Here is a 12827-nt window from a genome sequence, read left to right as displayed (position 1 = left end):
TTATCCGAGATTCGGACGCCCCGAAAGACGCGACTGCAAGATTTGATGTGAAAAGCGTGGAAGCTGCGATCTAGCCGTCGGTGGGGACGCCCGTATTCGGCTCTTCGTCCTCGTCGAGAACGCCGACCGCCGGGTTCTCCTCGACCGTGCGGTCGAACACGCTGCGGCCATCCGCATCGACACTGGCGACGACGGCCAGCAGGATGGAATTGGCGATGAAAACGGCGCCCAGCAGCATTGTCGTGCGCGTCAGAACATTGGCGGCACCGCGGCTGGACATCATGCCGCCACCGCCGCCGCCACCGATCCCGAGGGCTCCGCCTTCGGAACGCTGCATCAGGATCACGCCCACAAGACCGGCCGCAACCAGGAGCTGGATGATCAGGAGGACTGTCGTCATGAATACCGCCGTCGCTTCGGAACCTGCCGGTCTGGCTCCACACACAAGCGTTCAACACACAAGTGCATATTGCCCGGAACGCATATGGGCCCGCACATCGGCGAACCCAAGCCCGGCTACATCGCGGCGCGTTTTATACCAGCGTTCTGGACTTGGCCAGCATCGTCTGCGGTTGCGTCCTCACCCGCACCGGATGTCGCCGCCTGCTCGGCGGCCAGCTCGGCCCGGCGCTGGGCCAGCTCGGCCTTGGCGTGCAGCCGTTTGCGCAGATTGGAGACAGTGCGACCGATCTCGTCCTTCGAGCGTTCCAGCGTATCGCCATTGGCAAAGGCAGCATAAGCGCCCATCGACAATTCTTTGATCAGGCGCAGCGAGCTCGCCGGCACGCTGGAACCGTCGCCCAACGCACGAATCTGGTCGATCAGCGCCTCGGCAACCTCGGCAGCCTCGCGCCGGTTGGCCTTGATCAGCTGAGCTTTCAGCTCACGTGCCGAGCGGCCGAGATCCGCGACGTCCAGCCTGACCAACGGGTTGTCACCAACACCGGCCTTGGACAGCTGCAGTTCGGCCGTGATTACTATCCGCATGGCCAGTCGGCGCAGACGCTCGGCCGTCACGGTCTCGCGTGCTTCGCGGATCCACTGATTGGCGTTGTTCAGCGCCTCGTAGTCATTCTCGACCGTCGCCTGCAGGAAATTCGGTACTTTCAGCGGCGGTGCATCCGACGACCGGTCTGCATCCTTGCGGCGGTCGGGGCCGATATAATCGCTGGTGACGATGAATTCCTTGCGATTCTTGATCAGGGTCTTGACCCGCTCTTCCGCGAACATGGTGGAGAATGGCCGCACGATCACGTCATCGGCACCGCACTCGATAGCCTTGCGGATATGAGAGGTGTCGCGGCTCCAGGTGGTCAGCAGCATAACGGAGAACGGGTTATTCCCCAGATCCCCGCGACGCACTGACCGTACCAGATTGAAGATATCGGTATCGGTCGCGCTGGTTTCGGCAACCACGAGCGCGGGTGCCGTTTCTGCCAGGGTCGACTTGAACTCCCGCAGCGAGGAAACGCACTCGATCTGCCGAAAGCCGATTTCGAAAAGGGCATAGCGCGTCGTCCGCTGGTTCACATGAACCGGATCGAAAAGCAGGACGGACGCTCGGGCGTAGTCGGTTTCGGCCATGCGCTGAGAAGCTCCCGGTTCGGCAGACAGGTGTCATCGAACCGGAATACTGCGCAGAAAGAAGTTTCAATCCACTTACCGGAATGGTTGTGATTCGCGGCAGCCGGCCTCTATAATTGGTATAAAATCATCGGCTTTCAGGGACGCGCCACCCACCAGTGCGCCATCTACATCCGGCAATTCGAGCAGCGTCGATGCATTGTCCGCTTTCACCGACCCTCCGTACAAAATCCGTGTGTGGGAAGGGTTGGGCAGCCGACTGCGGATGAAGGCGTGCATGGCCTGGACATCCTCCGGCTCGGCCGTCAGTCCGGTGCCGATCGCCCAGACCGGCTCATAAGCTATGACCAATTCCCGTTCGTCCGGATTGTCCGGCAGAGATCCGGCGAGCTGCGCCGCGATCACGGCCTCTTCACGGCCGGCTTCACGCTCGTCCTGCGTCTCACCGACGCAGATCACGGGCGTCAGCCCGGCTGCAAGCGCCGCAGAGGCCTTGTCGCGAACAGTGCTGTCGCTCTCGCCGTGATCACAACGGCGCTCGGAATGACCGACAATCACATGGCTGGCGCCGGCATCGCGCAGCATGGAAGCGGAAATGTCGCCGGTATGGGCACCCGACACGGCGGTATGGCAGTCCTGCCCGCCCACCTTGATCCCGAGAGCCGCTGCCCGGCGCGCGGCTTCCGCAAGCAGCGTCGCCGGCGGGCAGATCAGTACCTCGGCATCCGCTGCCACTGCAGCCGGTCCGATTGCGTCGAGAAATTCCAGATCGGCCGCGAGACCGTTCATTTTCCAGTTGCCGGCGATCAGTTTCTGTCTCGGCATAACCCCTCCCATGCCTGTCTTCAGCTCTGCCCCGAGCCTGCCGAGGATTAGTCGGCTCCGGCGCCCGGGGCAATAACCGCGCCTGCGCCCGATGGCTGCGCCGCAGGCGCTGCAACCGCGACTGGCGCTTGCGACCGTGAATCCGCCCCGTTACCTTCCGCGCGACATTGATCTGAGGCCCTGCTGACCATGCTGACCCTATTCCGGTCCTTCGCCAAATCGCCGTTTGCCCTGGTGATCATCCTTCTCATCGTGCTCGCCTTTGCATTTACAGGCGTGGGCGGCATCTTCACCGGCAGCGGGACCGCGGTCGTGGTCGCCGGCAATCAGCAGGTTTCGGTGCGCGAGGTCGCGCAAGCCTTCGAACGCGAGCTGCAGCGCGTCCAGACGGAAAATCCCGACATCACGCGTGAGCAGGCCCTGGAATTCGGTCTGGGCGAGCAGGTTCTGCAGCGCCTGACGACCTTCGCCGCGCTGGAAGCGAAAGCGAGCGAGCTGGGTCTCGCCATCTCGCCGGACGCGCTGGTCGAAGAAGCGGCGCGCCAGACGGCCTTCCGCAATCCGGTCACCGACCGGTTCGACTACAACACCATGATCAGCGTGCTACAGAATAACGGCATGACCGAAGCGCAATTCCGCTCCGAGCTGGAGGGCGATCTTCTGCGTCAGCAGCTTGTCTTCGCCCTCGCCGGCTCTGTTCCGGCGCCGGATTTCCTCGCCGAGACGCGCTATGATGTCCGCCGCGAGCGCCGCCGGATCACGGCGCTGCTGCTGGATGCCTCGACGGCCGATGAGATCGACAATCCCACCGAAGAGCAGCTGGAAGGTTTCATCGCCAACAACCAGGACATGACTGACCGCAACGGCCTGCCGGTCTTCACGGCACCGGAATTCCGCGCTGTCACCCTGGTCCGTTTCCGGCTCGCTGACTTCCTGCGCGATATCGAGATCGACGAGACGATGCTGCGCGAGACCTATGATTATCAGGTCGAGACCGGCCAGCTGGGCACGCCGGCCCGCCGCTCCTTCGTGCAGCTGACCGCTTCCGACGAGGCCAGTGCACAAACCGTCGCCTCCCGCCTGGAAGCCGGCGAGACCGCCGCAACAATCGCGGCCGATATGGGCCTGGGCGAACCGGTCGAGCTGGAAGAAGTGGAAGCCTATGAGGTTCCCGACAGCCAGGTCGCCGAGGCTGTGTTCGGCATGAGCGAAGGCGCGACCGCCGCCGTCGAGGGCCGGTTCGGCTGGAATGCTGTCCTCGTGACCATGTCGGAAGACGAGCAGCTGCCGACTTTCGAGGAGCAGCTGCCCCAGCTGCGCGAGGAAGCCGCCCGCGCCGACGCGCTGGACGCACTCTACGACCAGATCGCCGCTTTCGAGGAAGCCCGCGCCAGCGGTTCGACGCTGGAACAAGCGTCCGCCCAGTCGGGCACTCCGATCGAGGTCTACGGCCCGCTCGACCAGTATGGCCGCGATGAGAGCCTGGAAATCGACATACAGCGCTTTACAGAGCTGGGCCCCGATATCCTGGCGACGGCGTTCCAACAGTCCCAGGGCTTTGCTATCGACCTCGAACAGTACAACGAGACCGATTATTTCACCGTCCGCGTCGACGAGATCATCCCGTCGGCTCCGCGTGCGCTGGACGATGTCCGCGATGTCGCCGAGGCCCGCTGGCGCGAGATCCAGGTCGACACGCAACTCTCCGCCCGCGCCGGCGAGGCGCTGGAACAGCTCCAGGCCGGCGAGCCGCTCGACGTGGTCGCCCTGACGACCGGTGGACGCACCGAGAGCACCACGACGACACGCAGCGCCACCGCCCCGAATTTCGGCCGCAATGTCGTCAGCCGCGCCTTCGGTCTCGATCCCGGCGTCTGGGACAGTATCCAGGCGGGCACGGGCAGCTATGCGCTGGTCCGTGTGGACGAGATCATTCCGGCCGATACGAGCGCGATCTCCGAAAGCGAGATGGCCACGATGCAGGAAGAACTCGCCAACGAGATGGGCGAAGACGTGCTGATCGCCCTGCAACAGGCCCTGCAGCAGGAATACGGGCTGAATGACGGTGCCGTCGATCGCCAGCTCTTTGCTCGCGCCCTCGGCCAAGACCAGACGACCCAGCCATGACCGTACGCGCGACGGTCTCGCCGGACTTCGAAACCGTCGCCGCTGCGTTCGAACGTGGCGAAACCGCGGTACTCCAGGCCCGGCGTGTGGACGATCTGCTGACGCCGGTCGCCGCCTACCTCAAACTCGCCCGCAACCGGGCCGACACCTTCCTGCTGGAATCGGTGGAAGGCGGCGCCTGGCGCGGCCGCTATTCGGCGATCGGCCTCGATCCCGACCTGATCTGGCAATGCCGTAACGGCCAGGTGTCCGAAGCGCGCGGGCTCGCCGTAGCCCGCCGCGAGTTCACACCCGTCGACGAACCGCCCATGCAGGCACTGCGCCGCGTGATCGAGGATGCGCGCTGCCCCCTGCCCGACGGCGCACCGCCGCTGGCCTCGGGCCTGTTCGGCTATGTCGGCTATGACATGGTGCGCTATCTGGAACGCCTGCCGGAAAATGCCGCGCCGGACCCGCTGGACGTGCCCGAGAGCTGTCTCCTGCGCCCGCGAGTCATGATCGTGTTCGATGCGCTGAAGCAGGAAATCCAGGTCTACAGCCCGGTTCGCCCCGGCGAGTATTCCGCCCGCGAAGCCTATGATGCCGCAGTGGAACGCATGCAGATGGCGCTGGATGCGCTCGCCGGCGCAACGCCGGACATGCCGGCCCCGGTCGGCGCGCTCGGCAAGCGCACCTCGAACCAGGACGACACCACCTATCGCGAGGCCGTCGACCGAGCGCGCGGCTATATCCGTGCCGGCGACGCGTTCCAGGTCGTGCCCAGCCAGCGTTTCTCCGCCGATTACCCCGCGGATCCGTTCTGGCTCTACCGCTCGCTGCGGCGCCTGAACCCCTCGCCCTTCCTGTTCTTTTTCCGTTTTGACGGTTTCGAGATTGTCGGCTCCAGCCCGGAAATCCTGGTCCGGCTGCGCGACGAAACGGTGACGGTCCGCCCGATCGCCGGCACACGTCCGCGCGGCAAGACACCGGCCGAGGATGATGCTTTCGAGGCCGATATGCTGGCCGATCCGAAGGAACGCGCCGAACACCTCATGCTGCTCGATCTGGGCCGCAACGATGTGGGCCGTGTCGCCAAACCCGGCTCGGTGCGCATCACCTCGCGCGAGATGGTCGAGCGCTACAGCCACGTCATGCATATCGTCTCGAATGTCGAAGGCGACCTCGCCGAGGGCGAAGACGCCGTCTCAGCCCTCTTCGCAGGCTTCCCGGCCGGCACGGTGTCGGGCGCGCCGAAAGTGCGGGCGATGGAGATCATCGACGAGCTGGAACCGCACCGCCGCGGCATCTATTCCGGCGCGGTGGGCTATTTTTCGGCCGATGGCGGCATGGATACGTGTATCGCGCTGCGCACGGCGGTGGTGAAGGACGGGCGGATTCACGTCCAGGCCGGAGCCGGTGTCGTGCTCGACAGCGATCCGGAATCGGAACGGGTGGAAACCGTCAACAAGGCCGCTGCACTGTTCCGCGCCGCGGAAGACTCACTGCAGGGCTGAGGCATCGGCCGTCGGTGTGACGGTGCGGGCGATCTGGTCGGACAGGGTCGTCACGGTGACGAATTCCACACCCCGCTCCCGCGCATCCGCGATCCAGGCTTCCAGCACATCCAGCGTGGTCTCGTGCGGATGGCCGATGGCAATCGCCCAGCCGCGCGTGCGCGCCAAAGCCTCGGCTTCGTCGAGCCGGGCGGTAACCTCAGCCGGCGTCCGGACGTGGTCGAGAAAGATGTCGCGCTGCAGCGCGTTCAGCCCCAGCCCCGTTGCCACGGCCCGGCCGCGACTCTCGCCCGTCGTCAGGGAATCGAGAAACAGCGGCTGGCGGTCGGCGATCGCAGACAGCGCCACACGCATCGCCCGCGGATCGGCGGTGAAGCGGCTGCCCATGTGATTGTTCAGACCCACGGCCTCCGGTACGCGGCTCATCGCCCAGCGGATCCGGGCCTCAAGATCACTGTCGCTCATGCCCAGACGCAGGGCGTTCGGTCCCGGATCGGCCAGTCCCACGGGCTCCATCGGCATGTGCAACAGGACATCATGGCCTGCAGTGAAGGCCTCGGAAGACACTGCCGCGGCTGCATCGGCATAGGGCAGAACGGCGATGCTGATTCCGGCATCGAGCGCGATGACGCGCCGCGCGGCCGCCAGGTCCAGCCCGACATCGTCGATCACGATCGCCAGGCGCGGTCCGGCCGGCAGGAAAGCGTCGACGGCGTCGATATTGCTGATCGCCGGCGGGATGGGAGTCCGTGCGGTGTCGGATGTCCGACCCGATTTGGCACCGCCCTGCGCATGGGCAGGGTCGCGAATCACGACCGTGGCATCCGCAACGGCAACGGCCGGCTCCGCCACCCCCGCATCCGGTTCACCGGACTGGCTGGCGAAGGAAAACACCACAGCGCCAACGAGATAGGCAGACGCCACAAGCGCACCGGCAAAGGCCGGTACGGCAGAGCTTGCGCTGCGAATCAGGGGGCGCTCATCGGGTTTCATGCGTTAACCACGCTCCAAAGGGCTTAAACCGGCGTTAAACAGCCCGCGGGATTGGCGCCACGGGCCGGACCGCCTAGATTTCCGCCAACCGGAGAAAACCATGCTTCTGATCGTCGACAATTATGACAGCTTCACCTTCAACCTGGTGCACTACTTCCAGGAATTGGGTGCCACGACTCGCGTCATTCGCAATGACGCAATGTCCGTGGAGGAAGCGCTGGCGCTTGCCCCGGAAGGAATCGTGCTCTCGCCCGGCCCCTGCGATCCTGATCGCGCCGGCATCTGTCTGGGACTGATCGAGAAAGCGCCGGCCGACCTGCCGATCCTGGGCGTCTGCCTGGGCCACCAATCCATCGGCCAGGTCTTCGGTGGCAAAATCGTCTCGGCGATGGAAATCATGCACGGCAAGACCAGCCCGATCGAACATGACGGAACCGGTGTGTTTGCCGGGCTGGCCAATCCCTTCACCGCGACACGCTATCATTCGCTCGCCGTGAAGCCCGACAGCGTACCGGACGTACTGCGAGTCACGGCGCGCACTAGCGATGGCGAGATCATGGGGCTGGCGCACCGCGAACGGCCCGTGCATGGCGTGCAGTTCCACCCGGAATCCATCGCTTCGGAACACGGTCATGATCTCCTGGCCAACTTCCTGGCCATGACGCGCAAGCCGCACGCGGCTGCAGCCTAGGTGTGCTCCGGCGCGGCTGGCGATTGCCTCGCCCGCCTGTGCACGCTATTCGCAACGGGTTCGCGAAGTTCATCACCGGTCTTCAAACACGTATGCCGATCTGTTCCACATCCTCCGCTTCAGTCTGCACCGCCACCCGCGCGGTAAACGGCGCGTGGATGTGCGGAGCGCGCGTTCGATACGTGGCGGCCGCAACGGGATGCTGGCGCACATCGGCCTGACCGACTGCCCGCCCTGCCCCGAGACCTTCCGAACCGGACCCTGTTCAACATGCGTTTTCTGCCGACCTGCCTTCAGGCTTTCAGCCGGGCCGAACGCCCGTCCCATGACGCCATCGCCGGCGCCTTTGCCGAGCTGATGGATGGCGAAGCCTCCGATCCGGCCATTGCCGGCTTCCTGATGGGGCTGGCCTCCCAGGGCGAGAGCCCCGCCGATATCACCGCCGGGGCACGCGTGATGCGCGCTCGCATGGCGCGGATCACCGCGCCGGAGGGCGCCATCGATACCTGCGGCACGGGCGGCGATGGCAAGGGCGCCTATAACATCTCCACCGCCGCCGCGATCGTGGCCGCCGGTGCCGGCGCCATTGTCGCCAAGCATGGCAATCGCGCCGCCTCCTCCAAATCCGGCTCCTCCGACGTGCTGGCCGCCCTCGGGATCGATCTGGATTGCGGCGCGGAACGCGTCGAGCGCTCGCTGAACGAGGCCGGCGCCGGCTTTCTCTTCGCCCCGGCGCACCATTCCGCCGTCCGCCATGTCGGTCCTGCCCGTCAGGCGCTGGGTGTACGCACGGTGTTCAACCTACTCGGACCGCTTTCCAACCCGGCCGGTGTGAAGCGGCAATTGCTGGGCGTCTATCACCGCCGCTGGCTGGTCCCCATGGCCGAGGCACTGCGCGATCTGGGCTGCGAACACGCACTGGTCATTTGCGGCGCGGACGGGATGGACGAGATCACCACGACAGCATCGACCCATATCGCCGAACTGCGCCAGGGCCGGATCGACACCTTCGACTTCCATCCCGGCGAGGCCGGCATTGCGCTCGCGTCCGAAGAAGACCTGCGCGGCGGCGATCCGTCCTATAATGCAGCCGCCATCAACCGCCTGCTCGACGGCGAGACCGGGCCGTTCCGTGACATCGTCGTGCTTAATGCCGGCGCCGCCCTTCTGGTGGCGGGCAAGGCGGCGACGATTGCCGAGGGCGCCGGCCTGGCAGCCGCAGCCCTTGATGACGGACGCGCCCGCACCACGCTTGACCGCATGATTGCCATTTCCCGGGGCGACGCCTGATCATGACCGACACACCCGACACCCTTGCCCGCATCGGCACTTACAAACGCGCCCATATCGAGGCCTGCAAGGCCGAGCGTCCGCTTGCCGAGATCGAGGCGAAAGCCCGTGACGCCGCGCCCGTGCGCGGTTTTCTTGACGCGCTTAAAGCCGCCGCCCGCACTGACGGGCTGGGTCTCATCGCCGAGATCAAGAAGGCCAGCCCCTCCAAGGGGCTGATTCGTGCCGACTTCGATCCGCCCGCCCTCGCTCGCGCCTATGAAGCGGGCGGTGCAGCCTGCCTGTCCGTCCTCACCGACGGGCCCAGCTTCCAGGGCGCCGACGTCTTTCTCGGCGCCGCCCGTGATGCCGCCGCCCTGCCCGCCCTGCGCAAGGATTTCTTGTACGACACCTACCAGGTCGCCGAAGCGCGCATGCTGGGCGCGGACGCGATTTTGGTGATTCTCGCCGCCGTCGACGATGACACGGCCCGGCGCCTCTCCGACGAGGCCGAACGCTGGGGCATGGATGTCCTCGTCGAGGTCCATGACGATGCTGAGATGGAGCGCGCCCTCGATCTAAACGCGCCGCTGGTCGGCATCAATAACCGCAATCTGCGCACATTCGAGACCTCGCTGGAAACCTTCGAACGCCTCGCCCCACATGTCGGCTCCGGCCGTTTCCTGGTTGGCGAAAGCGGGATTTTCACGGCCGGGGACGCCCGCCGTCTGCAGCGGGCCGGCGCCCGGGCGCTCCTGGTCGGCGAGAGCCTGATGCGTCAGGAGGATGTCACGGCCGCGACGCGTGCGCTCATGACGCCGCCGGGCGGCGCTTGACGCGCCTGAGGAACACTTATAGAACAAACGGCAGAATTCCTGATTTGTTCCCGGCGTGAATCGTGTCGGGATTCGTCCAGACGAGGGCCTGTCGTGCTGACCCGGAAACAGAACGAACTCCTGCTCTTTATCCACAAGCGGATCAAGGAAACGGGCGTGTCGCCCTCCTTCGACGAGATGAAGGCTGCCCTGCAGCTGGCCTCGAAATCGGGTGTGCACCGGCTGATCACGGCGTTGGAAGAGCGCGGTTTCATCCGGCGCCTGCCGCACCGGGCCCGCGCCCTGGAAGTGCTCAAACTCCCCGAATCCGCCGCCAGCGCCAAGGCGCCGGTGCCGCCGGGCGATCTTGGCCCCAATGTCGTGCGCGCCAATTTCAACAAGCCGGAAGACAGCGAACGTGAAACTACGGTGGAGATCCCGGTGCTCGGACGCATCGCCGCCGGCGTGCCAATCTCCGCGATCCAGCACGAGACCGACCGCCTGCCCATCCCGGCGGACATGATCCGCGGCGGGGAGCATTTCGCGCTCGAGGTCAAAGGCGATTCGATGATCGAAGCCGGCATTCTCGATGGCGACACCGTGCTGATCCGCCGCTGCGAATCCGCCAATACCGGAGACATCGTCGTGGCGCTGGTGGATGACGAGGAAGCCACGCTGAAGCGCCTGCGCAAGAAGGGCGGCTCGATCGCGCTGGAAGCGGCCAATCCGGAATACGAGACCCGGATCTTCGGCCCCGACCGGGTCAAGGTACAGGGCCTGCTGGTCGGCCTGATCCGCAAGTATCACTGACGGGCCAGCGCCTGTACCGGAGGCAATCTGCCGTTCGGGTGCCGCCCCTCTGCCTTGCCTGAATTGATCCGATCTATCTGAAGCGATCCGGACGGGTCGTCCGGCGTGTGTGCCAGGGCGAGCGCGTATCGCGCGGCAGGACATGGTTGATGACGAGCTCACCGCTCGCCGCTTCCCGGATCAGTGCCCCGCCCTGCCTTGCCAACACACTACCGTCGATCACACGGGCGGCACAGGTGCGGATCCGGTGGTCCGGAATGCGCACCCGCGTCACGATCAGCCCCGCCAACCGGCAATCCTCTGCCAGGCTCTCCAATCCCTCGAGCAGCGCGAACACGGTCCCTCCCGCTGTGCGGCCGGTGCATCCTGTATCGTCGCAAGCCAGCGTCAGGCGGACCGGCCGCTCGTGCTCCCCCTCGGCCTCCAGGAAGACCCGAACCGGAAAACGGCTGCGCCGGCGGTCGCTGACCGCCCAGCCCTCCGCCTCATCCCCCTGAGCCAGCACGACGCCGTCACGCGTTACGAAGAGATCCGGACGAGGCCCGCTCGCCCAGATCGCGATCGTGACCAGCATCACACCGATCCCCGGCGCCCGCCACAGCCCCCGCGCGGCACAGGCAATGGCAAATCCGCAGCCATAGAGCGCCAGCACCCATCCCGGCGCGGACGGTATCGCGCGCTCCGCACCCGGCCAGTCCGCCACCATGTGGGCCAGCGTCAGAACCAGGTCGAGCCCGAATCCCATGACAGCCAGCGGCACACCGTCCAGGCCCAGCGGCATCAGGAACAGCGCCAGCACACCGGCCGGCATCACCAGCAGGGTGAAGACCGGCATGACGATAAGATTGCCGACCAGCCCCCAGGCCGCGACGCGGTGAAAGTGAAAAGCGGCAAAGCCCGATGTCGCGACACCGGCGACCAGGCTGGTCATGCCCAGCCCGCCGAAAAATTGCCGCAGGCCCCGGCCCGGATCGAGCGGCGCGGGCGGCGGCCGCTTCGCCTGCCAGACCTGCGCCGCAGCGATCAAGGCAGCCACGGCGGCAAAGGACATCTGGAACCCTGGCGTGACCACGGCTTCCGGCGTCAGGAGGAGAACGGCCGTCATGGCGATGGCCAGCGTGTGGAAGGAGAGCACCCGGCGCCGGGCCAGAAGCGCGCCCAGCGCCGAGACCGTCATGATGAAGGCGCGCTGGGTCGGGATGGCCCCGCCCGACACGGCGAGATACATCGCCGCGGCGGCCAGCGCCGCCAGGGCCGCCGGAACGGCAGGATCGTGACGCCGAGACCAGCCGCCCAGCCCGGCCGCCATCATGCGCACGGCAAAGAAGACACCGCCGGCGAACAGTCCCATATGCATGCCGGAAATCGCCAGCATATGCCCCAGCCCCGCATTGCGCAGGGCGTCGACATCGGCCGGGTCCAGCCGCGAACGGTCGCCGGTCAGAAGCGCTGCCGCGAGCGCGGCCGAGCGTCCGGGAAGCTGTTGCGCAATGCGTTCGGCCATCCGCCAGCGCAGTTGCGCGATCCAACGCCGGACCCGCTCCTGTTCGATCTGCGGCCCTGGCTGCGCCGGTGCAACGGCGTATCCGGTTCCCGCGATACGGGCGAAGAAAGCATGAAAGGCAAAATCATAGCCGCCCGGAATCGCGGCCGGCCGCGGCGGCGACAGCACCGCCTCCAACGAAACCGGGTCGCCGGGCCGCAATTCCCCCGGCTCGCCCAGCACCCGCACGGAATAGCCAGACCTCTCATCCGTGGCCGGAACCCGGATCACCAGCCTTTGCCGGCCGCTGCCGCTGCGCTCGATCGCGCCAAGCCAGCCGGTGAGCGGCACCACATCGTTACGCGTATCGATCGCGGGAATGACCGCCGCGCCGGCGATCCGCGCTTCGGTCCGCATCTGCCCCGCCAGAAGCCCCGCGGCGAAAACGGCCGTCAGCAAGGCGAAACGCCGGAACCGGTCCGGGCCACGCCAAACAGCGGCAAGGCCAAGCACCAGGGTTACGCCAGCCAGCATCGGCATGCCGGTAGCAAGCGGGGTCGCCAGCGTCATGGATGCCCCCGCCGCCAGTCCGAGCGCGAACAGGATCGCCGGGCTGAAATAGTTTTCAGTCCCGTTGCTCAATACCGGCTTTTTAAGGCGGCCTGCCGCCGATCGGGGCAGGCTTGCGGCGAGATGAAGCACGAAGCAGCCTTCGGTCTATCGCAAAAGCTGATATT

Annotated in this window: 11 protein-coding genes; 6 read left to right on the top strand and 5 right to left on the bottom strand. The window is 66.0% G+C overall.

What is annotated here, in order from left to right; translation table 11 throughout:
* Positions 1-70: 70 nt before the first annotated feature.
* From secG to tpiA, 3 genes are all read right to left on the bottom strand, one after another.
* Positions 71-400, bottom strand: a complete 330-nt coding sequence (secG, locus tag ACXAJV_RS11100) for a preprotein translocase subunit SecG (protein WP_475085330.1) — start codon at positions 398-400, stop codon at positions 71-73.
* Between the two features lie 116 nt (positions 401-516).
* Entirely contained in the window at positions 517-1584 is a 1068-nt protein-coding gene (locus ACXAJV_RS11095; RefSeq protein ID WP_475085329.1) for a response regulator, read from the bottom strand.
* Positions 1585-1659: 75 nt separating this feature from the next.
* Positions 1660-2409 (bottom strand): triose-phosphate isomerase, encoded by a 750-nt coding sequence (gene tpiA, locus ACXAJV_RS11090; protein ID WP_475085328.1) that lies wholly within the window; start codon positions 2407-2409, stop codon positions 1660-1662.
* 189 nt (positions 2410-2598) lie between these two features.
* Between tpiA and ACXAJV_RS11085 the strand changes: the two genes are divergently transcribed.
* Positions 2599-4536, top strand: coding sequence for a SurA N-terminal domain-containing protein (locus tag ACXAJV_RS11085; RefSeq protein ID WP_475085326.1), 1938 nt, complete (start codon positions 2599-2601; stop codon positions 4534-4536).
* The gene (gene trpE / locus ACXAJV_RS11080) at positions 4533-6029 is read left to right on the top strand and encodes an anthranilate synthase component I (RefSeq protein ID WP_475085325.1); all 1497 of its coding nucleotides are present in this window, start codon (positions 4533-4535) and stop codon (positions 6027-6029) included. Before ACXAJV_RS11085 ends, trpE begins: the two co-directional genes overlap by 4 nt.
* Here trpE and ACXAJV_RS11075 read toward each other — a convergent pair.
* Positions 6015-7022, bottom strand: coding sequence for a divergent polysaccharide deacetylase family protein (locus ACXAJV_RS11075; protein WP_475085323.1), 1008 nt, complete (start codon positions 7020-7022; stop codon positions 6015-6017). The two genes, trpE and ACXAJV_RS11075, sit on opposite strands and share 15 nt — an antisense overlap.
* A 100-nt stretch (positions 7023-7122) precedes the next feature.
* Here ACXAJV_RS11075 and ACXAJV_RS11070 point away from each other — a divergent pair, with 100 nt between their 5' ends.
* The 4 genes from ACXAJV_RS11070 to lexA all read left to right on the top strand — a co-directional run bounded on the left by ACXAJV_RS11070 (position 7123) and on the right by lexA (position 10607).
* Positions 7123-7713: an anthranilate synthase component II gene (locus ACXAJV_RS11070; protein WP_475085322.1), complete on the top strand. Its 591-nt coding sequence runs from the start codon at positions 7123-7125 to the stop codon at positions 7711-7713.
* A 270-nt stretch (positions 7714-7983) separates the two neighbouring features.
* The gene (trpD, locus tag ACXAJV_RS11065; protein WP_475085320.1) at positions 7984-9003 is read left to right on the top strand and encodes an anthranilate phosphoribosyltransferase; all 1020 of its coding nucleotides are present in this window, start codon (positions 7984-7986) and stop codon (positions 9001-9003) included.
* A gap of 2 nt (positions 9004-9005) precedes the next feature.
* Positions 9006-9818 carry an indole-3-glycerol phosphate synthase TrpC gene (gene trpC / locus ACXAJV_RS11060; RefSeq protein WP_475085318.1) on the top strand — a complete coding sequence of 271 codons (813 nt, stop codon included), beginning with the start codon at positions 9006-9008 and terminating at the stop codon, positions 9816-9818.
* A gap of 93 nt (positions 9819-9911) precedes the next feature.
* Entirely contained in the window at positions 9912-10607 is a 696-nt protein-coding gene (lexA, locus tag ACXAJV_RS11055) for a transcriptional repressor LexA (protein WP_475085317.1), read from the top strand.
* A 73-nt stretch (positions 10608-10680) separates the two neighbouring features.
* Here lexA and ACXAJV_RS11050 read toward each other — a convergent pair whose 3' ends face one another.
* Positions 10681-12732 carry a ComEC/Rec2 family competence protein gene (locus ACXAJV_RS11050; RefSeq protein WP_475085316.1) on the bottom strand — a complete coding sequence of 684 codons (2052 nt, stop codon included), beginning with the start codon at positions 12730-12732 and terminating at the stop codon, positions 10681-10683.
* Between the last annotated feature and the right edge of the window lie 95 nt (positions 12733-12827).

Source organism: Maricaulis sp. ABE4_448 (assembly GCF_056160825.1).
Note: the sequence above shows the minus strand (reverse complement) of the source record. Positions and strands in the feature narration are given on the sequence as shown.